This window comes from Liberiplasma polymorphum (assembly GCF_043951795.1).
Taxonomy (GTDB): domain Bacteria; phylum Bacillota_I; class Bacilli_A; order Izemoplasmatales; family Izemoplasmataceae; genus Liberiplasma; species Liberiplasma polymorphum.
In genome coordinates, this window is the sequence record NZ_JBIOAG010000003.1 from 60,245 (window position 1) to 82,750 (window position 22,506).

The 22,506-nt window shown below is 32.9% G+C and carries 21 protein-coding genes; 19 read left to right on the plus strand and 2 right to left on the minus strand.

Annotation, left to right across the window (positions count from 1 at the left end):
* The first annotated feature begins 7 nt into the window (after positions 1 to 7).
* The 11 genes from ACHAJD_RS01385 to dnaI all read left to right on the plus strand — a co-directional run bounded on the left by ACHAJD_RS01385 (position 8) and on the right by dnaI (position 9,590).
* Positions 8 to 751 (plus strand): type III pantothenate kinase, encoded by a 744-nt coding sequence (locus ACHAJD_RS01385; protein WP_435584057.1) that lies wholly within the window; start codon positions 8 to 10, stop codon positions 749 to 751.
* Positions 752 to 816: 65 nt separating this feature from the next.
* Entirely contained in the window at positions 817 to 1,044 is a 228-nt protein-coding gene (acpP, locus tag ACHAJD_RS01390; protein WP_435584058.1) for an acyl carrier protein, read from the plus strand.
* A 109-nt stretch (positions 1,045 to 1,153) separates the two neighbouring features.
* Positions 1,154 to 1,561 (plus strand): hypothetical protein, encoded by a 408-nt coding sequence (locus tag ACHAJD_RS01395; RefSeq protein ID WP_435584059.1) that lies wholly within the window; start codon positions 1,154 to 1,156, stop codon positions 1,559 to 1,561.
* Positions 1,562 to 1,705: 144 nt separating this feature from the next.
* Complete coding sequence (polA, locus tag ACHAJD_RS01400; RefSeq protein ID WP_435584060.1) at positions 1,706 to 4,318, plus strand: DNA polymerase I; 2,613 nt, start codon at positions 1,706 to 1,708, stop codon at positions 4,316 to 4,318.
* A 9-nt stretch (positions 4,319 to 4,327) separates the two neighbouring features.
* Positions 4,328 to 5,194 (plus strand): cation diffusion facilitator family transporter, encoded by an 867-nt coding sequence (locus ACHAJD_RS01405; RefSeq protein WP_435584061.1) that lies wholly within the window; start codon positions 4,328 to 4,330, stop codon positions 5,192 to 5,194.
* 5 nt (positions 5,195 to 5,199) lie between these two features.
* A complete protein-coding gene (locus tag ACHAJD_RS01410) occupies positions 5,200 to 5,697 on the plus strand; it encodes a nitroreductase family protein (protein ID WP_435584062.1) in 498 nt (165 codons plus the stop codon).
* Complete coding sequence (gene mutM / locus ACHAJD_RS01415) at positions 5,697 to 6,515, plus strand: DNA-formamidopyrimidine glycosylase (RefSeq protein ID WP_435584063.1); 819 nt, start codon at positions 5,697 to 5,699, stop codon at positions 6,513 to 6,515. The genes ACHAJD_RS01410 and mutM overlap by 1 nt, the downstream gene beginning before the upstream one ends.
* 35 nt (positions 6,516 to 6,550) lie before the next feature.
* The gene (gene coaE / locus ACHAJD_RS01420; RefSeq protein ID WP_435584064.1) at positions 6,551 to 7,162 is read left to right on the plus strand and encodes a dephospho-CoA kinase; all 612 of its coding nucleotides are present in this window, start codon (positions 6,551 to 6,553) and stop codon (positions 7,160 to 7,162) included.
* The gene (locus ACHAJD_RS01425) at positions 7,152 to 7,517 is read left to right on the plus strand and encodes a hypothetical protein (RefSeq protein WP_435584065.1); all 366 of its coding nucleotides are present in this window, start codon (positions 7,152 to 7,154) and stop codon (positions 7,515 to 7,517) included. Before coaE ends, ACHAJD_RS01425 begins: the two co-directional genes overlap by 11 nt.
* 11 nt (positions 7,518 to 7,528) lie before the next feature.
* On the plus strand, positions 7,529 to 8,710 hold the full coding sequence (locus tag ACHAJD_RS01430; protein ID WP_435584066.1) for a DnaD domain protein: 1,182 nt from the start codon (positions 7,529 to 7,531) through the stop codon (positions 8,708 to 8,710).
* A 1-nt stretch (position 8,711) separates the two neighbouring features.
* A complete protein-coding gene (gene dnaI, locus ACHAJD_RS01435; protein WP_435584067.1) occupies positions 8,712 to 9,590 on the plus strand; it encodes a primosomal protein DnaI in 879 nt (292 codons plus the stop codon).
* A 55-nt stretch (positions 9,591 to 9,645) separates the two neighbouring features.
* Here dnaI and ACHAJD_RS01440 read toward each other — a convergent pair whose 3' ends face one another.
* Together ACHAJD_RS01440 and ACHAJD_RS01445 are read right to left on the minus strand one after the other, a co-directional pair.
* Positions 9,646 to 9,882: a hypothetical protein gene (locus ACHAJD_RS01440; RefSeq protein ID WP_435584068.1), complete on the minus strand. Its 237-nt coding sequence runs from the start codon at positions 9,880 to 9,882 to the stop codon at positions 9,646 to 9,648.
* Positions 9,883 to 9,946: 64 nt separating this feature from the next.
* Positions 9,947 to 10,390, minus strand: a complete 444-nt coding sequence (locus ACHAJD_RS01445; RefSeq protein WP_435584069.1) for a GNAT family N-acetyltransferase — start codon at positions 10,388 to 10,390, stop codon at positions 9,947 to 9,949.
* Between the two features lie 146 nt (positions 10,391 to 10,536).
* Here ACHAJD_RS01445 and ACHAJD_RS01450 point away from each other — a divergent pair, with 146 nt between their 5' ends.
* The 8 genes from ACHAJD_RS01450 to ACHAJD_RS01485 all read left to right on the plus strand — a co-directional run.
* Positions 10,537 to 10,827: a DUF2089 family protein gene (locus tag ACHAJD_RS01450; protein WP_435584070.1), complete on the plus strand. Its 291-nt coding sequence runs from the start codon at positions 10,537 to 10,539 to the stop codon at positions 10,825 to 10,827.
* 2 nt (positions 10,828 to 10,829) lie between these two features.
* A complete protein-coding gene (locus ACHAJD_RS01455) occupies positions 10,830 to 11,132 on the plus strand; it encodes a hypothetical protein (protein ID WP_435584071.1) in 303 nt (100 codons plus the stop codon).
* A 22-nt stretch (positions 11,133 to 11,154) separates the two neighbouring features.
* Complete coding sequence (locus tag ACHAJD_RS01460) at positions 11,155 to 11,724, plus strand: hypothetical protein (RefSeq protein WP_435584072.1); 570 nt, start codon at positions 11,155 to 11,157, stop codon at positions 11,722 to 11,724.
* A gap of 10 nt (positions 11,725 to 11,734) precedes the next feature.
* Positions 11,735 to 12,448, plus strand: a complete 714-nt coding sequence (locus tag ACHAJD_RS01465) for an ABC transporter ATP-binding protein (protein WP_435584073.1) — start codon at positions 11,735 to 11,737, stop codon at positions 12,446 to 12,448.
* Positions 12,448 to 14,046, plus strand: a complete 1,599-nt coding sequence (locus ACHAJD_RS01470) for a permease-like membrane multi-spanning protein (RefSeq protein ID WP_435584074.1) — start codon at positions 12,448 to 12,450, stop codon at positions 14,044 to 14,046. Before ACHAJD_RS01465 ends, ACHAJD_RS01470 begins: the two co-directional genes overlap by 1 nt.
* A 635-nt stretch (positions 14,047 to 14,681) precedes the next feature.
* A complete protein-coding gene (locus ACHAJD_RS01475) occupies positions 14,682 to 16,007 on the plus strand; it encodes a glycoside hydrolase family 30 protein (RefSeq protein ID WP_435584075.1) in 1,326 nt (441 codons plus the stop codon).
* Positions 16,007 to 19,135 (plus strand): cellobiose phosphorylase, encoded by a 3,129-nt coding sequence (locus ACHAJD_RS01480; RefSeq protein WP_435584076.1) that lies wholly within the window; start codon positions 16,007 to 16,009, stop codon positions 19,133 to 19,135. The genes ACHAJD_RS01475 and ACHAJD_RS01480 overlap by 1 nt, the downstream gene beginning before the upstream one ends.
* A gap of 14 nt (positions 19,136 to 19,149) precedes the next feature.
* A partial coding sequence (locus ACHAJD_RS01485; RefSeq protein WP_435584077.1) for an immunoglobulin-like domain-containing protein occupies positions 19,150 to 22,506 on the plus strand: 3,357 nt, incomplete at its 3' end.

A 22,506-nucleotide genomic window follows, 5' to 3' on the forward strand; every position in this document is an offset into this window, starting at 1 on the left:
ATTCACCATGCGTCTATATATTGATATAGGCAATTCAAATATAGTGATTGGTAAAGGGATGGATACGATTATCGAAACTTATCGCTATAGCACTGATCAAAGTAAATCTAGCGATGAATATTACACCATGTTAAGACATCACTTTGATGAAGTTGATATGGTGTTAATAGCAAGTGTCGTTCCACAACTTAACACCACCTTTAAAACGTTTATTGCACGCTATTTTAATATCATACCAATGTTTATAGGTCCTGGGATTAAAACAGGCGTAAAACTCAAAACAGATAACCCTAAAGAAGTCGGTGCCGACTTAGTTGCGGGGGCTGCGGGAGCAATTGATAAATACGGAGATAGTGCCATTATTATTGATATGGGGACAGCAACAACGTTTACTTATATTGAAGATAAAGTATTAAAAGGCGTTTCCATTACAATCGGACTAGATTCTAGTAGAAATTGCTTAGTATCTAAAGCCAGTAAGTTATTACAATTTGAGTTTGAAGATCCTAAAAATGTCTTAGGAACTAATACGGTAGATGCACTAAATGCAGGATTATTATTTGGACATGCATTCCAAGTCATCGGTATGGTTAAAAATATTAAGGCAGTCTATAATAACAAAGGAGTACCAGTTATTATTACCGGTGGAGCTTCAAAACTCATAAGAAGTATCTTACCTGAGAGCTACAATTTCGATGAAAACTTAATTTTAGATGGCTTAATTGCTATTTATAAGAAAAACTTTAACTAATCTAATTGACAAACCATGATAATGTTTCTATAATAAAAAAATAATGGTAAATAAGGAGTGAACTTATGGTATTTGACAGAATCAAAGCCATCATTGCTGATGAATTAGGAATTGAAGAAGATATTATCGAATTAGAATCAGATTTAACTGACGATTTAGGTGCAGACTCTTTAGACGCTGTAGAACTTATCATGGCGATCGAAGAAGAATTCGATGTTGAAATTGACGATACAGCAGCACAAGAAATCAAGACAGTTCAAGACATCGTAGATTATTTAGAAGATATTCTATAAAAAGACTATTAAAGACGACTTTATGTCGTCTTTTTTCATCCGCAAGTATCAAAGAGTTTTCATAGAGAAACTTAAGCACTTATGTTAAGATTAAATAGAGGTGTAGCGTATGAAAAAAATTATCGTATTTTTCACAATCGGATTGGTATTTTTACTTGCTGCTTGTACCCAAACTTATAAAAATAACTATCCTATTCCGACCTTTATTGAGGTAGAAAAGGATGTTTCATTTGGTGGGGCTTGTAGCGATTTTTTAGAGTATCATCCTATTCAAATTGAAGATGAAGCTGACATTCAAGCGTTTATGGCTGAACTCAATAGTTGGGAATACGAAGAAGAACGTGGGCTTGCACTTGATTTATGCGGGTTTTCTTTTTTAATCAGTTTTGACGATGTTGTTATTCAAGTTATTGGCATTACTTACTTTTATGTTGAAGGTGATCCTATGCTATATAAATTTGTTAAAGGAAATACCGATTTTTTAAATTTACTAAACTGGCAATTGGTAAATGAATAATTAACAATGAAAAATAAAATTTTATAAAGCAGCTCTCAAAAACGATGGTTGCTTTTTTTAAGCTTAATTACAACCGTTGAATCATTCAATTTTTTACATGATTATGGTACAATAAATCTAGACTCTAATGAAAAGAGGAAGCTTATGAAAAAACTACTTTTAATCGATGGATCAAACATTATGTTTAGAGCCTATTATGCGACCGCATATTCAGGCAATTTAATGCAAAATTCTAAAGGTGAATATACCAATGCCATTTTTGGTTTAGCCAATATGCTTAATAAAATTATTGCCGAAGACTTTACCCATGTACTTGTTGCATTTGACGAAGGTAAAAAAACGCATCGTCACAAAGAATATGCAGATTACAAAGCTAAACGGACTGCGATGCCTGAAGAGTTTGTCCAACAGTTACCTTATGTAAATGAAATTGTTGAAAAACTAGGGTTTTTTCAATATGAAGCAGAAGCCTTAGAAGCCGATGATATTATTGGGTCAATCGCTAATAAATTTTATGATGAATTTGATGCAATTGAAATTATCTCGAATGATAAAGATTTGTTTCAATTATTAAATGATAAAGTTACCATTCGTTTATCAAAACGTGGTATCCAACCTGAACAATCTTTCACCGTAGATACTTTAAAAGAACAGATGAACATAGCCCCTTATCAAATTCCGGACTTGAAAGGACTTATGGGCGATGCTTCAGATAATATTCCCGGAATTCCTGGAGTCGGCGAAAAAACAGCACTTAAACTTTTACATGAATATGGTAGTATTGAAACTTTACTTAAAAACTTAAATGAACTAAAAGGCAAGCTTAAAGAACGTGTAGAAGAAAACGGAAAACAAGCAGTTTTTTGTAAGTATTTAGCCACGGTTATCACCGATGCGCCTTTACCTGATATCACCCTTGATGCTTTAGAATATAAAGGCACCAAAACAGAAGAACTCATTGAGTTTTATCAAAAAATGGAGTTTCATTCATTCATTAGACGATTAGATTATAAGGAAGAAACTAAAACACGTGATTTTGATATTGTAAAAGATGAATCTGTTATTAAAAAACATACGCAAGAAGATAGTATTTTAGTGTTTGAAGGGTACCAAGATAATTATCACATCGCTGATAAATTAGGATTTGCCTTATTAAACACTAAAGGGGCAATATTTATTCCTTATAAAATAGCCGTTCAATCGGAGGCATTTAAAACGTTTTTAACCAGCAACTATAAGAAACAAACCTTCGATTTAAAACGTTTAGCGGTTTCACTCTTACAAGATGGTTTAACCATAGAAGCAGTTACTTTTGATTTACTGCTAGCGGCTTATGTATTAAATCCTTTAAACACAAAAGAAGACTTTAAAGTCATCGTTCAAAACTTTGATTATAGTGATGTGCCTTATTATGAAGAAATCTATGGAAAAGGTGTCAAATCAACCATTCCAAATGAAGAAATTTATGCAAATTACGCAATTAAAAAAGCGTATGCGATTAAAAATTTGGCTGATACATTAAACAAAGATATTCAAAAACAAGACCAAGTTGAATTATTAAATGCCATCGAAATGCCACTTGCTTTAACCCTTGCACGTATGGAGTTTGAAGGCATTCGTATTGATCAAGAAGCGCTTAATAATCTAGATGAATCATTAAATAAAGAAATCGATTTGATTACAGAAAAAATTTACGCCTCTGCTGGTGAAACATTTAATATATCTTCACCTAAGCAATTAGGGGTAATCTTATTTGAAAAACTAAAATTACCAAGTTATAAAAAATCTAAAACAGGGTATTCAACAAATATTGATGTTTTAATGAAACTTAAAGGAAAACATGAAATTATAGATCAAATCATGCTTTATAGAACCCTTACAAAACTCCAATCGACCTATGTAAGAGGGTTATCTGAGAGTGTCCATAAAGACGGAAAAATCCATACCATTTACAAACAAGCTTTTACCCAAACAGGAAGACTATCAAGCGTAGAACCAAACTTGCAAAATATTCCGATTAGAACTGAACGTGGGCGTGAGATTCGTAAAGTATTTATTCCTGAAGAATATGATATTTTAATGGCGTCAGATTATTCTCAAATTGAACTACGTGTCTTAGCACATATGGCTAATGAAGAAAACTTAATTAAAGCATTTAAAAATAATGAAGATATTCATACGATTACCGCAAAAGAAATTTTTGAAAAAGATTCAATCACAGCCGGTGAACGCCGTATAGCAAAAGCGGTAAACTTTGGCATTATTTATGGACAAAGTTCATGGGGATTAAGTGATGATTTAGACATTAGTTTTGAAGAAGCAGACAAGTTTATTAACCGTTACTATAAACGTTTTTCTGGTATTGCAGGATTCATGGATACCGTTATTGATAGTGCAAAAAATGATGGGTTTGTTAAAACCATATTAAATAGAAGACGTTATATTCCCGAGATTCATAGTAAAATATATGCACAAAGAGAACTTGGTAAACGTACAGCGATGAATGCCCCAATTCAAGGCAGTGCCGCTGATATTATTAAAATTGCAATGGTTAATATTGAAAAAGCTTTAAAGGAAAAAGATTTAAAATCGAAACTCATTTTACAAATTCACGATGAGCTTGTTTTTAATGTAAAAAAAGATGAAGAAAAGAAAATGCGAGAGTTAATTAAAGAAGTAATGGAAAACGCTATTACTTTAGCGGTACCATTAACGGTTAACTTAGCTGTTGGGAATAACCTTGATGACGCAAAATAGGTGGCAAGTATGAAACATAGCAAAGTCATGCGTAAAAGCTTGTTGGTTAACACGCTTTTAGTAATCACTAAAATTTTTACAGGATTTTTATTTAAAAGTACTGCCCTTATAGCCGATGGTATTCACTCTTTAAGTGACTTAATGAGTGATGTCTTTGTCTTGGTTGGGTTAAAGCAAGCGACGAAACCGCCAGATGATGAACATCCTTTTGGTCATGGTAAACTAGAATATGTGTTAAGTATGTTATTAGGGCTAAGTATTTTAGTTGTTGCTTATCAACTGGTTCGCAACGTCGTTGTAAACTTTAGAAACGAATTGACTACGCCTAGCTTACTTACTATTTATGTTGTTATTTTTGTCGTAGTTAGTAAGTTTATTCTCTCTAGATACTTAATCAGTCGTGGGAACGCTTTAGAAAGCCAAGTTATTTTAGCTAGTGGAAAAGAATCATTTACTGATGTTGTGAGTTCAATCATTGTTTTTGTTGGGGTTGTTGCATCAGTTTTAGGAGATAGATACGGCATTAATTGGTTAAGATATGGCGATAATGCAGCAGGTATTGTCATTGGGATTTTTATTGTTAAAGTAGCCTTAGAAATTATTATAGATGCCGTTAGATCACTACTTGGTAAAAGTGCAAAACCAGAACTTTTAGCATCAATTAAATCTTCTGTTGAAGCACTTGAAGGTGTTTTAGGCGTTGATCATTTAGATATGATTGAGTTTGGTTATTATTACCAAGTCATGATTGATATTGCTGTTGATGCATCCATTACTGTTAAAGAAGGTCACGATGTTGCAAGTAAAGTTAAGCGCCATTTAAAAACAAAAGAAAATATTTTGCACGTTATTGTGCATGTTAATCCAAAGGAGTGAGTACTTTGAGTTTATGTATGCAAAGAAGAAGTATAAGAAAATACGATTTAAAAGCGGTTGAAGAAGAAAAGATTAAAGCCTTACTAAAAAGCGCTATGCAAGCACCAAGTGCGCGTAATCAACAACCATGGGAATTCTTTGTGATTAAAAACAAAGAAATCTTAAACAAACTTAGTACGATCTCACGTGGCGCACACATGCTTAATCAAGCACCAGTTGCTATATTAACTGTTTTTAAAGAAGATGTATTAGCCCCACACATGCGACCACAAGATTTAGCTGCAGCTTCACAAAACATTCTATTAGAAGCAACAAACCAAGGCTTAGGCGCTGTATGGATTGGGGTTTACCCACTTGAAGAACGTATGAATAACATTAAAGAAGTTATAACTATTCCTAACCATTTAACACCGTTTTCTTTGATTGCTATTGGGTATCCAGATGAAGACACACAAATTAAGCAAATCCGTTATGATGCAAGTCGTGTTCACGAGATTCTTTAATGCCTGAATTACCTGAGGTTGAAACAGTCAAAGAAACATTAAAACCATTAATCACAGGCAAAACCGTTGAAAAGACGGCAGTTTATTATGAAAAAATGGTTATGCCTGAGACAAAAAAATCTTTTAATCAGTTACTGAAAAATCAAACATTAAACACTATATCTAGGTACGGAAAGTACTTATTATTTGAGTTTACTTCAGTGACGCTTTTAATTCATTTACGGATGGAAGGAAAGTTTTATGTAAAAGATGCTCATCTACCCAAAGAAAAACATGAGCATGTTACGATATTCTTTACGGATGGGACCTCATTACGCTATCATGATGTGCGTAAGTTTGGGACACTTACATTAAAAGTGCCAGATTCAATTTTCGATAATCCCCCATTAAATAAACTCGGATATGAACCTCATCATCCGAATTTAACTAAAACATATCTAAAACAAAAGTTTAAAACCACAAGATCAATCAAAACTGTGTTGTTAGATCAGACTATTATTTTAGGACTAGGGAATATTTATGTTGATGAAGTGCTTTTTTGTGCTAAAATAAACCCATTGAAACCCGCAAATAAACTGACCATTAATCAATGTGAAATCCTAATTCATTGCGCAGGAAAAATTATTGATAAAGCCATTGAATTAGGCGGGTCTTCCATTAGAACTTATTTAAACAGTTTAGGGATTAGTGGAAAGTTTCAAAATGAGTTAACGGTTCATTTAAGGGCAAATGAACCTTGTATAATTTGCGAAAATCCCATTAAAAAAATAAAAGTGGGTGGCAGAGGAACTTATTACTGTTCCCACTGTCAAAAATAACGAGATGATATTACTTGTTTTTAGGAGGAAGCTTTATGGCTAAAATCATAGGGCTTACTGGTGGGATTGCCACTGGTAAATCGACAGTTACACAGATGTTTAAAGAAAGAAATATTCCAGTCATTGATTCAGATAAAATTGCGAAAACTTTACTGGATAAAGGGCAAGAAGCTTATCAAGAAATTCTAGCAGAGTTCGGTGAAGAAGTTTTATCAACCGATACTAACATTAATAGAAATAAACTTGCAAAAATCATTTTCAATGATGAAAAAAAACGTAAAAAACTAAATGAAATTGTTCATCCTAAAGTAAAAAAAGTTATCTATACCGAAATTGCGAGATTAAAAACATTAGAACACGATTTTATAGTCGTGGATGTCCCTTTACTTTTTGAATCGGAGTTTGATAAGATTTGTGACATTACACTCTTAGTCTTTGCAAGAAGAAAAGACCAAGTCACTAGACTTATGATGCGTGATCACATCGATGAAACCTACGCTTTACAAAAAATTAAATCGCAGTTTCCTTTAGGGAAGAAAAAAGCATTAGCTGATTATGTTATTGATAACTCTAAAAGTATTTTAGAAACTCGAAAAGCATTTGATAAGTTTATATCGAGTATAAGAGGTGAAACAAATGGGCATTAAAAGTTTTTTAACAACAGATATAGAAACAAAAGAAAGAAAACAAGATCCTTTACTACAAACACATTATTTTAGACACAACTATAAAACCGTAAAAGAAGCCTTTTTAAAGTATGCAGAAACAAATCAATACGTTGTAAAATCAATTAATGATACCCATCACGAAATTTATGTAAGTAAAAAAAATCACTATATTATTGCGACCATTACACAAATTAATCCAGCAGAAACTGGGTTGGATTTAAAAGTAGGTTATGAAACATTTTTCGGGTTAAATAGACCTAAAAAAACAGTTTTAGAAATTTACACTTACATGAAAAGCCATTTAACTTTTAAAGGGACTGGCCTAAACGCTTAGGAGGCACGTACATGGATCCGTATGCGACATTTAAACTCATAGCTAGCAGAAACTTAGACCACGATCACAGAGCGATTGTGAGTCTTTTATACTTACCCTTAATTGGACCAGAAGCATTGAGTCTATATTTTTCGTTATACGCATTAATTGATCGTAGCCACTTAAGAACTAAAAGTTATCCGCATGAGTTTTTATATGATTTACTAAATTTATCGAAAACCAGGTTAAACCAAGCCCGTGAAAAACTTGAGGCAGTAGGGCTATTAGAAAGTTATACCAATAATGAAGATTATATCTATGAACTTTATGCACCACTAAGTGCAGAAATGTTTATAAAAGATTCTCCATTTGCGCCTTATTTACTTAAACAAATAGGAGATGAGCGTTTTGAAGAACTCATTGAACTATTTAAAATTAAACGGTTCCAACTGGGTTCTTACGAAAATATCTCTAAAGCATTCTCAGATTTATTTAAACCAGTTTATGATAAAGAAATTAACACAAAATCAATGTATTTAAACACAAAAATTAACCGCTTAACCATCGAACATGATTTTAATGTAGAACTGTTAATCGATAGTTTACCGGAATCATTTGTTCATTCAAGTACGAAAACGAAACGCGGCAAAGAACATTTAAGTCAAATTGCTTACGTCTATAATATCGATGAATCTACAATGAAAGATTTATTAGTAAAATCCTTAAACGATGATACCTCAATAGATTTTGAAGCATTATCAAAAGCATGTGTTAATTATTATGCACAACAACCAAAAGATAATCCCCCGAAAAAAACAACAGGTTATGATGTTGATTATTTTAAAAACGTGCACCCTGTCACCATTGTTGAAGATTTAACTGGGATGAGTATTCCAAGTTCTGATTTAAAGATTATTGAAAAAATATTAAATCGTAATGTCTTAAAAATTGAAGTTGTAAACGTATTAATTGCGTTTGTTTTAAAAGAACTTAATTACCAGTTTCCAGTGTTTAACTATTTTGAAAAAATTATGGCCCAGTGGAAACGCCATAATATTGAAACGGCAGAAGAGGCTATTGCTTTTATTAAAAAACAAAAAGAAGTACGATCAGCAGCTAAAAAACCGACGGTTAAAAACCGAAAAGAGTTGCCAGAAGATATAAAAGTCGATTGGCTTGATGATTATATAAAATCGGTAGAAAGAGAGGAATAAGATGAAAAAATATCCATTTAATGAAAACCCAGACTTAGTTGATAATATTGCAGAAGAACTTTCAATGGATCCGGTCTTAAAACGTTTCTTTATCGATTATGACATTCCTAATCACACGATTGTTACCCATTTGAATGACCTTATGTTATTTAAACAAGAACACCCTCGTTGTCTATCGTGCGAAGGGTTGCATGTTTGTACCCAGGATACTTTAGGACACCAGCCAATCTTAACTTATAAAGATGAAGTCATTACTTTATCTTATCGCGAATGTAATTTCTTAAAGAATAAACAGAAAAAAGATAAAGAAAAATCACGTGTAAACGCGATGTATATGCCTCAAATGATTCACCAAGCGAGTCTATCTGATTTCCATCTAGATAGTCCAGTAAGAAAAGAAATCTATCAAAAAATTATGAGTATTATTAGTAAAGTAAAACTCGATCAAGAAGTTAAAGGGTTATTTATTTCAGGAAACTACCAAATTGGTAAGACTTATACGCTTGCGGCGATTGCTAATCATTTTGCAACGATGAACAAAACCGTTGTGATTGCTTACTATCCTGATTTAGTACGCGAAATCAAATCGTCTATTCAAAAGGGAAATTTAGAAGAAATCATCCATAATCTTAAAACAACAGACGTTTTAATGCTTGATGATATTGGGGGAGAATCTCCATCACAATGGGTTAGAGATGAAGTATTAGGTCCTATCTTACAACACCGTCTATTAGACAAAAAACTTACCTTCTTTTCATCAAATGTAGGCATGAAGGAACTACCAAAATACATGGTAGAAAACACTCAAGATGCAGAAAAACTAAAAAGTTACCGAATATTTGCACGAATCAACTCTTTATCTGATGAAGTAAAAATGTAAAAAGTGTCTACGGACACTTTTTTTATATAGAAATAAAAAAGACAGCCTTAGCTGTCTAAGCGAAAACTGTCACTTTTTTGTATAGAATAATTGTAATTAGGTCGATTAACCAAAAAATAGTCCACCCTACAAAAATCCAAAGAATTCCTGCTAAAATCATCACTACGTTGTTTGTATCAATACCTTTTACGACTCTGTAAATGCCCCAAGGAATAGCACCGATGAATGGGAATGCTAATATCAGTTTTATAATCCAAGGTAAACCGTCAAATGCTTTTACTATATCTTTCATTGTATCGCCTCCATACTTAATCATAGCATGCTTGAGCAACTAATTTAATATAATCAATAAGGATTTAAGATAATTTTTTAACCATGGTATAGTAATTTTCTCCGGGTGGATAATCTTCTAGCAAACCTACTACAAAAAACCCATGTTTTTCATAAAACGCTTTAGCTTGAAAGCTATAAGTTGTTAGAAACACTTTATTTGCTCCAGATGCACGTGCCTGCACGATAAAATCTTCTAAAATTTTATGACCAAGGCCTAGTTTTCTATAGGGTGCCTCAAAGTATAAATCTTCAATTTTAGCCCAGTTCCAATAAACCGTTCCATTTATGCCACCAACAATTTCGTCTGCAGGGTTTCTAACAATGATATTGATTGTTTTTACATAGCCTTCCTCACGTGACTTTAAGTGGTAAGGAGAGTGTAAGTTGTTATAGTTTTTTATTCCGGTTTGTAAAAAGTCCTCAAATAAAGGATCCTTTTCAAAGTTAATTTCGATTTTTACAGCCATTAAATCACCTCACCTATAATAGTAACTTATTTTTAGTATAACGCATATACTTAATCTTTACATTAAGTAATATTAATGATATATTAAGATTAATACTAAATAATATTAAAGTAAATATAAATAAAATTAAAGAAAGGGAGGATTCTATGGCAGACATTCCTACTTGGGCAACTGAACTCGACCATGAAGATTGGGTCTTCATAAAAAAGTTTCTTTTAGCTTCGGGTAGTTTAAAAGAAATGGCTGAAGCTTATGGGGTTACTTATCCCACAGTTCGGTTACGACTTGATCGTTTAATTCAAAAGATTCGTATAAGCGATACTGAAGAAGACTCCTTTATTGGGTTTATTAAAAGATTAGCCTTGCAAGATGAACTTCAGTTTGACACTGCGAAAAAACTCATCACCCATTACAAAAATCAAAAAGGAGATACCTAAATATGTCGATCTTAATTGCTATTGTAATTTCAGGGGTACTAATCACTGGATTACTATCTTTACAAATTATTTTATCAAGTTTACCACAATCAATATTTGGATTTATTTTACCACTGTTTGTTTTTCTAATTGGAAACACGCTGGTGTTTTTACTATTTAATAGCCTACAACTGCTAATATTTGTCAACTTGATTGCTTTTACGTTATTAATTATTCACTTAATAATGCGTGTATTTAAGTTATATATGAAACCTAAACTTAATACTACTAAAGAAATGACAAAAATGAATATTCAAGATTTATAAGTTTTTAATAAGGGGTGTTTGGATGATAAAACAACGAAAAAATGTAATGATTTATGGTGCGTTACTATCAGTTTATGTGGTCATATTTTTAGGGTACTTCATGTTGACAGAATATAACATAATTGAATTTTCACGGACAGTGTTTTATATTTTACTCACGTTTTTCATAATTGATACTGCTTTTGTGGTTTACTTAGTTCTTCGTGTGCCAAAACATGAGCGATTAGCAGCTTATGAGCGTTATCAGTTTCATAAAGAACTCGATCCGAAAACAGACACTTTTCATAGTTATCATAGTGAAGATGAAGTTACGTTTTATAAAGATAAAGTCTATTCCAAATTACATAATAGATTTTTTAGATATGATGAGATCACGATGCATGCGTTTTTAGTTAAAAATATTCCTTATGAAGTGATTAATATTTTTATCGAACTCGATTATCACGAAATAAACACTAAAGATAATTATACTCATGTTAACTTTGATTTGACAGAAGACTTATTTTTAATCATTAAAGCGTATAGTCTAGAAGTAGCGTGTTTAGATGAAATTATAGAAAACTTGGAACATACGTTGAAAATAAAACAATAAGAGGTGAACTATGTTACAAATTATAAAAGTTACCAAAAGTTATGATGGGGTTAAAAAAGCGTGTAATGAAGTAGATTTATCCATTGAAGCGGGTGATTTATACGGCTTTATTGGTCATAATGGTGCGGGTAAAACAACGTTACTAAAATCGATTGCAGGCATAATATCGTTTGATGAAGGCGATATTTTAGTGGATGGGTTTTCAATTATATCAAATCCATTAGATGTAAAAAACCGCATAGCTTATATTCCTGATCAACCCAATGTTTATGAATCATTAACGGGGATGCAATATTTAGATTTTATTGCTGATGTTTTTAAAGTTGAAAAAGAGTTAAGAAGACAACGTATTCATGAGTATGTTCAGTTATTTGAGTTAGAAGAAGCACTCAATCAACCTATCGCATCGTATTCACATGGGATGAAGCAAAAAATTGTTATTATCAGTGCTTTGATTCATCAACCAAAACTTTTTTTATTAGATGAACCGTTTGTTGGTTTAGACCCTAAAGCAAGTTATAATTTAAAGCAAGTCTTTCAAAAAATGCGTGAGAAAGGCACTGCTATATTTTTTTCTACTCATGTTCTTGAAGTCGCAGAAAAATTATGTAATAAAGTTGCGATTATCAAACAGGGTAAGATTGTGGCCCATGGAGAAACTAAAGATGTTATAAAAGATTCGTCATTAGAATCTATCTTCATGGAAATTGCAAACGAAGCATGATGCATGCATTGTTAAAAGTATTACTTAAAGAGAATTTCTCATTAAAAAGATTATTAGGGTTTGATCCAAAGCAAGCACGTGTAAAAGCTATTTTAATAGGTTTAGCCATTATTTATGCCTTAGTTGTTTTCGCAGGATTACTCATTTGGATGTTTTATGACTTAGCTAAAGTGTTAAATGAAATGGATTCACTTGGCATTATGTTAAACTTCATATTCTTTTATGCAACCGTCATGAGTGTATTTATGATATTGTTTCGTGTTAATGGGTCACTTTTTTATACGAAAGATTATGAAATGTTAGCGCATTTACCGTTAACTGCTAAAACGATTTTTATATCAAAATGGTTAATACTAAATATTTTAGTCTACTTAATAATTATTTTGTTTACCTTACCAATGGCTGTGATATACTTGATTTTCGCTAATTTAAGTGTCTTAGTATTTGTATATTTTGTAATTGGTTATTTATTATTACCACTTATACCAAGTGTTATATTTACACTTTTAGCATTACTATTATCACAAATTACCTCGAAATTAAGACGTAGTCAAATATTGAATATTATTGTACTACTTATCCTTTTCTTTGTATTTATGGGTGTCATGCTATATTATAGTGCCCTTGAAGCTGGAAATCCGTTACTCGGTCAACGTTTGTTTATGCAACGTATAGAAACTGTTTATCCCATATTAACTTGGTTTATTCAAGCTGTTGAATATGGTAAAATTATCCCGTTTTTAGGATTTGTGGCAATAAATCTATTAGTAACTTATAGCTTTTTAATGTTGATGCCTAAACTAGCTGAAAGAACCAATCAAAAAGGTCAAAAAATCCATTATAAGAATCATAGAGTTGCTGTATCTTCTGAACGAAGCAGAATACACTCACTTGTATTAAAAGAAGCAAAAAAAATGTTAAGTTCCCCAATTTATGCACTTAACGCCGGTATTGGTCCGATATTTTTAATTATTGTGCCAATTGCAAGTATCATTTTTACAAATCAAGTTACAATGGCTATAGACGAGTTGACTGCGGCCGCATTTGATATAGAAATTGGGGTGTTATTATTTGTCGGATTTTCTGTAGGGATGTCCTATTCACCGTCAGTAAGTTTAAGCTTAGAAGGTAAAAACTTCTGGCTAATTAAATCTTTACCGATTAAAGCAGAAGAAGTTATGTTTTCGAAAATCTTATTTAATCTAATATTAACCTTACCCTTTGCGTTAATTGGTATATTAATTTTCGGGTTTACGTTAGGGATAAACATTATAAATGTCATCACGATGTTAATCCTTGTAGTTGTTTTCGCAATTTTAAATTCTACATTTTATGCGATGATTAACTTATTTTTACCAAAAATGAATTACATTAATGAAGTAGAAGTCGTCAAACAAAGTGCCGCAGCACTTGTTGCGGTGTTTGGGGGATTCTTAATCATAATTTTAAATGGAGTGATTTTGTTTGTTTTAACATCGACTATTGACATATGGTTGATCATAATCATTCTTACATTATTCAATAGTTTACTTGCTGCTTTAGCACTCCTATACGTAAAACGTTTTTCACAGAAACATTTTGATCAAATGAATGGATAAACAGTGTGATCACACTGTTTATTTTTTATTTAACTAAAGATTCACTTAATAGATTCTAAATAAATAGGATGTTAACGATTATTAAGAGTGAAAAAGATAGGTTTAAAGGAGTTTTATGGAATTAGAAAGTATATCTATATTTTTACAATAAAAAAGAAATGTAGATAATTTTACACAACAATTGATTCAAGTATTTGTAACATATCAAAACGGGCTGTTTAAAAACAGGAGCGATGCGAAGTTATACTAAAACCTAAGTTTAAATGAAGCATCCATTTTGATAACCTCATGAAAAAATCAGCATAGTCGGTATTCTTTAGTGGGAATGACAATACCTTATTGCCTATGTGAGCAATAATTTCAAGAACACTTACCTATTTACCCTTTATATATCTTTAACCCTTTACTTTAGTGAATACCAGCTAGTCTTTAGGCCCTAATGTTGTACTGTTATAAACTTTGCATAAAACATCATGAAAATGCTTATGAAAATTATAGGCATTTTTTTATACTTGGTCAGTGCTTATTTAGAAATAATATGGATAAAATATAATTTTACGAAAACGTTATAGTAAAACACTTACATTTATGATAATCTATTTACGAAAACGTTATAGTAGATTTTGGGGGTCAGCATGTTTAAACAATACGAAACGTCTAAATATGGCGGTTATAGTCACAAATTAGTAAAAAATATCAATGAAAAACCAGAATTTAATTTACAAATGAATTCTGAGAAAACTTATCAATCTGTTGTTGGCTTTGGAGGCGCTTTCACTGAAGCAAGCGCGTATACATTATCAAAAATGTCTAAAGAAAACAGAGATAAGGTTCTAGATCTATATTTTAATTCTGAAACTGGACTTCGTTACAACTTAGGTCGCGTAGCGATACATAGTTGTGATTTTGCGTTAGAAAATTACACATATGTTGAAGAAAATGATGTTGAATTAAAAACATTTAATATTGAACGTGACTTTAAATGGGTTATCCCAATGATTAAGGATGCTGAAATGATTAGAAATGCATCCATTGAGATTTTAGCATCACCTTGGAGTCCACCTGCTTGGATGAAAACCAATAACGAAATGAATCACGGGGGTTCATTGAAACCGGAGTTTTTCCAACCTTGGGCAAACTATTATATTAAGTTTATCAATGCGTATGAAAATGCAGGAATCAATATTTTTGGCTTAACCGTTCAAAATGAACCAGCTGCTAAACAAGTGTGGGATTCATGTATTTATACGGCAGAAGAAGAAAGAGATTTTGTTAAAAATTACTTAGGCCCAACCTTACATAAAAGCGGTCACGAAGATAAAAAACTTATTATTTGGGATCATAATCGTGACATTTTAGTAGAACGTGCATCAACAGTACTTAGTGATATAGAAGCAAGTAAATACGTATGGGGTACGGGTGTTCATTGGTATGTTTCAGAGGCCTTTGAAAACTTAACTAAAGTTAAAGAACTATTTCCTGATAAACATTTGTTATTTACTGAGGGCTGTATTGAAGGTGGCGTTCGGTTAGGAAGTTTTGAAACCGGTGAAAGATATGCAAGAAACATGATAGGAGATTTTTCTAATTTTCTTGAAGGGTTTATTGATTGGAATTTAGTTTTAAATGAAATTGGTGGTCCAAACCATGTTGGGAATTACTGTGATGCACCAATTATATGTGATACAAAAAATGACGTTGTTCATGTTAATAGTACTTATTATGCAATTGGACATTTTAGTAAATATGTTGATGTAGGTGCTCTGCGCATCGATACAGATTTGGATCATGCTCATATTAAGCAAGTTGCTTTTAAAAATCCAAATGGATCTATCATTATGATTTTTCAAAATGAATCAGAAAAAGATGCGATTATAGCAATACCATATAAAAACGATAAACAATCGGTAAAAATCAGTAGACGCAGTCTATCAACGATTATCATTAAGGAGGATGTCTAGTGGCAGAATATTATTTTAAAGAGGGTAAGTTTATTATTGAAAATTATAATAATAAAAACCCATTTGCAAACTTCTTACCTAGTGTTGCAGGGAAAATGGGAATCCCTTTATGGGCGTTTTATGTAAACCGTGCACAAGGGATTAGTGGATACGGATTGCAAGATAAAAATCATCCTATCTCGGTATTTTCTCCAGCCAATAAAGCCTATGAATGTGTGGCTTTTGATGGATTTAGAACTTTTATTAAAACAGATCAAACATTATATGAAGCTTTTAAAGTGGATTCTAACTATCCACATAAAATGGCAATCGATCAATCATCATTTAGTATTGAAGAAGTAAACAGTGATTTAGGTTTACAAGTTAATGTAACTTATTTCGGATTGGCGAATGCGCCGATTGCTGGATTAGTTCGTAAAGTTGAAATCACTAATATCTCCTCCCATAGGTCCTCTTTTGAAATGCTGGATGGTATTGCGGAGATTTTACCATCTGGTATTCAAAACGAGGCATTCAAATCGGTTTCTAATGTGTTAGCAAGCTGGATTGATGTTAATCATTTTGATGATAATTTAGCTTTTTATAGATTACGCGGCTCTACAGGTGATAGTAGTGAGGTAAAAGAAGTAAAAGACGGGAACTTTTACTTAGGGTTTACAGAACAAGGACTCATTACACCGATTGTTGATAAGAACTTAGTTTTCGGACAAAACACAGCTAAATCTACGCCGTTACATTTTATGAACCACGGATTGGATGAAATTGTTGCTTCTCCTCAATATTTTGCGAATAAAATTCCATGTGGATTTATTCCAGTAAATGTTTCAATAGAAAAAGGAGAAACATTTGAACTTTATGCACTCAGTGGACATACAAAGGATATTGAACTCTTAAGAGAAGTTGTGAAGAATTTTGCTAAAAAAGAAATCATCGATCAAAAACAAATTGAAGCTGCACAAGTAATAGATGAGATGCTTAAAGATGTCCATACACAAACAGCTAATCCTGTATTTGATCATTATGTTAAACAAAATTATTTAGATAACATTTTACGTGGGGGCTACCCAGAAAAAATCGGAAACTCCATCTATCATTTATATTCTCGTCGCCATGGTGATTTAGAAAGAGATTACAATTTTTTTAGTTTAGCACCAGAATATTATTCACAAGGTAATGGAAACTTTAGAGATGTCTGTCAAAACAGAAGAATGGATTCATTCATTAATAAAGATGTAGAAAGATTTAATATTTATCAGTTCGCAAGTCTTATTCAACTTGATGGGTATAATCCGCTTTCAATTAATGGCATACTATTTACTTTAAAAGAGTCCATTGATCAAGAAGCTTTAGTCAACAGACATTTTGAATGTGATGCAAACGCGGTATTAGCATTTTTAAAAACACCGTTTACACCTGGAAAGATTGTTAACTATGTTGAAAGAAATAATTTACATGTTAAAACAGACACAGAAAGTTATTTAAATGACATTATTAATCATTCTACTTCTAGTATTAACGCAAACTTCGGAGAAGGATTCTGGATTGATCATTTTACCTATATTATCGATTTAGTTGAAACCTTTGAAAGTATTTATCCAGATAAAATGGATAAAGTATTGTTTAATGACACGGATTATGCGTATTTTGATTCACCGGTAAGTGTTAAACCGCTAAGTGAAAAGATTATGTTAAATTCAGAAAATAAAGTTAGACAATATAGCAGTTTAAGACATTTTGACCAAGAGAAGATAGAGTTACTAAAAATGAATCCTTACACCAGTAACTGGACTAAAATAAACGGTAAGATATATCAATCCAACTTATTCACAAAGTTACTAGTGTTAATATTAACTAAACATAGCAACCTTGACCCTGAAGGCTTCGGAATTGAAATGGAAGCTGAAAAACCAGGTTGGAACGATGCGATGAACGGCATTCCTGGATTACTAGGTTCTGGAGTATCTGAAACGATTGAATTATTAAGAATTATTGAGTTCATGTTGAAACATAAAAAATCTGATGTTATTACCTTACCGGTTGAGGTTTATAGTTTGTTTATAGACTTAAAACACGCAAGGTATTATGAAGACCGTGTAAAAGCGAAAGAAAATTATCGTGAAGCTATCAGATTTGGACTATGCGGCGAGTTAAAATCCTTTGCCCTTGACCAAGTAAATGATTACTTGATTGAACTTAGAGACCATATCCACCAAAGCATTAACACGCTTTATAAAGAAAATAATGGGATTATCCCAACCTTCCTTTATTACAAAGTGACAGATTATAAAGAACAGCATGATAAGGACACCGTTAAAAAATCAGCAAAAGGATATACACTTGTTGAACCATTAAATTACGAACGCGTGGCATTACCTGCATTCTTAGAAGCACCAGCAAGACTCTTTAAAACCGATTTTGATAAAGATAAACTCATTAAAATGCATGATGCGGTTTTAGATAGTGAGCTTTATGATAAAACACTTAAAATTTATAAAACTAGTGTTTCATTAGAAAATGAAAGTCATGAAATAGGAAGAATTCATGCTTTCACTAAGGGGTGGTTAGAACGCGAAAGTAATTTCTTGCATATGACGTACAAATATTTACTAGGATTACTTAAGGCTGGACTATATAAATCTTACTATGATGCAATTGATACAAATTTAGTTTGCTTCATGGACCCTGCCGTCTATGGACGTAGCACCTTAGAAAACTCAAGTTTTATTGCACCTACGAATAATCCAAATCCAATGATTCACGGACAAGGGTTCTTTGCAAGATTGAGTGGGTCTACAGTTGAAACAATCAATATGTGGGCAGTGATGATGACTGGTGGAGAGCCGTTTAAATACGAAAATGATCAACTTGTCTTTAAATTAGAACCAAAGCTAGATAAAAAATTCTTTAAAGAAGATAAAACACTCAGTTTCACCTTCTTAAAAGATATAGAAGTGACCTATATTAATGAAAGTATGGATCACACCTATGAACACTGCAACATTTACAAGATTGAACTAATTAACAATGGGGTTACGACCACCCATCACAGCAACACTTTAATAGGTGAAGTTGCAAGTGATGTAAGAAATGGTCTTTATAACAAAATAAATATATATATGAACCAATAGGAGGAAAAAAAGTTATGAAAAAAGTTTTATTGCTTGTCTTAACATTGTTATTCGCATTTAGTTTGACTGCATGTCGTAGAACACCTGCACCAATTGAATGTGATGACAACCAAACCCTCATCGATGGTGTGTGTGTCGATAACGACATTACGCCACCTGTCTTAACCGGTGTGGTAGATGTAACGATTTATCTTGATGAATCATTTGATCCACTTGCTGGTGTAAGTGCAATTGATGATGTTGATGGCGATATTACAGATCAAATCGTTATTACTGGGACTGTAAATACAGGAGCTGTAGGAACTTACTTCTTACGTTATGTAATTGAAGATAGCGCTGGAAATAGAACTGAAAGAACCCGTTATGTTACAGTGACATTTGACCCATCACTTATTGGTGATGAGTTCGTTCCAAATGGTGACTTCTCACTTGGTATGGCTATGTGGACAACTACCACTGGCTTAGAAGGTGGAAACGGAACCTTTGAAGTTGTTGACGGAGAACTCAAAATTACTGTTACTGGCGTTTCAGGTGGACTTTGGGAACCACGTCTAGAAAACAAAGGACTTACTTTTGAACAAGGTAAATTCTATGAAGTAGAATTCCAAGCAAGAGCAGAAGCGCCACGTGCGATTCATGTTCAAATTGGTGAGTTGCTAGATGGCCCACCATGGTTTACTAACTTTAAAACAGGACAAACGACTATTTTTGACTTATCTACTGAAATGCAAACATTCAGTTTTGTATTCAGTATGTCTTTAGCAACAAATACTAATGGTGCTGTTATATTTGAAATGGGATCTGTTCCCATGTCAGATAGTACTATGGGTACATTACTCACAACAATTTATTTAGATAATGTTGTCATCAGAGAAGTTGAAGAATTTGAAGATGACATTCCACCAGTTATTTCAGGTGCAGGAAATCGTTCATTAGTTCAAGGAACTCCATTTGATCCTATGGCGGGTGTTACAGCATTTGACAATGTCGATGGTGACTTAACAGATGAAATCGTTGTAACTGGTACCGTTGATGTTGATACAATTGGTGAATATACTTTAACCTATACTGTCAGTGATGAAGCGGGTAATGAAACAGTAGTTACACGTGTTATTACTGTCGTTGAACCAGTCATCGATGACGAACCTAAATCAGCTGATTATGGTTGGCGTGCGTTCGTAAATGATTGGGAAGGTTCAGCAGCCACTTTAGAAGTTGTAGATGGAGAATTAGTGTTCTCACCTACTACTGTTGCAAGTATGGATGCAAGCTGGAAACTTCAAGTAATCCAAGATGCACAAGCGTTCGGTTATGGTGAAGAAAATGAAGGTCATATGGCATTACTAGCTGGTAGAACTTACCGTGTTACATTTGATGCACGTGCTACTGTTGCTGGGAATATTAAATTAGCAATCGGTCATGATGTAGGCGGATGGACAGGATACTTTGAAAGTGATCCAATCGCAATCACGACTACTATGGAAACAATTACTGTAGAGTTTACATTAGATTCTGAGCTTAATACTGCAATTCTTGCACAGTTCAAACTAGAACTTGGTTTATTATTTGCAGGAACTGATGGAACAGAATCATTTATCTTAGATAACGTGAAGATTGAATTATTAGAAGACGATGTATTTGTTGATACTGATTTAATTGTTAATGGTACATTTACTGCTGAAGAAGTTGGTCCAACTGGTCCAGCATTCGGATGGCGCCCATTCTTAAATGATTGGGAAGGTACTGCAGGAACTTTAACGATTGTTAATGGTCGCTTAGTACTTGATTTAACTAGTGTAAACAGTTCGGATAATTGGCATGTTCAAATTATTCAAGATGCTTATGCACTTGGTACTGGTGAGGACAATGTTGGTTCAATGGTATTTGAAGCGGGTAAAACGTACCGTGTTACATTTGATGCACGTGCAAGTGTTGCAGGTGAAGTTAACTTTGGCATTACACACTTTGTTGGTGGATTCACAGCATACCATATGGAAAACTTTACTGTTGCAAGAACTTGGGAATCATTTGAAATTATTTTTACATTAGATGACCCAGAAATGGATTATTCAAACCCAGCTCAGTTTAAATTTGAAATGGGTGCATTATTTGCAAACGAAGTAGACGGTCAATTCTTTTTAGATAATATTGTTCTTGAAGTATTAGAAGGAGAAGAATATGTTGCGACTGATTTACTTGTAAATGGTGATTTCTCTATTACTGGTGAAGAAGATGACGATGAAGAACCAGCACCAATTACTTCTTATTATGGATGGCGTCCTTTCATCAATGATTGGGAAGGTTCAGAAGGATCATTTGAAGTAGTTGACAATCAATTAATTTATAATATTACAGCAATTAGCACAATGGATGAAAATTGGAAAATCCAAATTATTCAAGATGCATTTGCACTTGGAACTGGACCAGATAATGCAGGTTCAATTGAAGTAATCGAAGGAAAAACATATCGTTTAACTTTTGATGCAAAAGCAAGTGTTGCTGGAAATATTACTGTTATAGTTGGTCATTCAGTTGGTGGATTCACACCGTACTTTATGGACAGTGAAGTAGCAATAACAACAGAAATGCAAACATTTACTTTGGTATTTACATTAGATGATCCAGAAATGGATTACACAGTTTTAGCACAACTTAAATTAGAAATGGGTATGTTATTTGCAGGGGCTGATGCACCACAATCATTCACATTAGCTAATGTTATGTTAGAAGTACTAGAAGGTGACGTGTATGTAGATGCTGAACAAATCGTTAATGGTAACTTCGATATGGAATTACCTGTTGATGACGATGACGATGATGAAATAGAAATTACTAACACTTATGGTTGGCGTGCATTCACAAACTTCTGGGAAGGTTCAGAAGGTGAAATTACAGTTGTTGATGGAGAATTAGTATTCGATATCTCAATAATTAGTGTAATGGACGAAAACTGGAAACTTCAAATTATTCAAGATGCATTTGCACTTGGAACGGGTGCAGATAATGAAGGTTCAATTCAATTTGAAGCTGGTAAAACTTACCGTGTTACATTTGATGCAAGAGCTAGTGTTGCTGGAGATTTTACTTTAGCAATCGGGCATTCAGGTGGCGGATGGACAGCTTATCATATGGCAACACTTGGTGTAACTACAGAAACACAAACATTTACTGTAGAATTTACATTAGATGATCCAGAAATGGATTATACAACTTTAGCACAATTTAAACTAGAAATGGGATTATTATTCGCAGGTGAAACAAGCGGACAATTTATCTTAGATAACGTTTTAATTGAAGTGTTAGTGGATCTAGATTATGTAGATGCTGAGTTAATTATTAATGGAACATTTGATATTGCAGATCCTGATTTA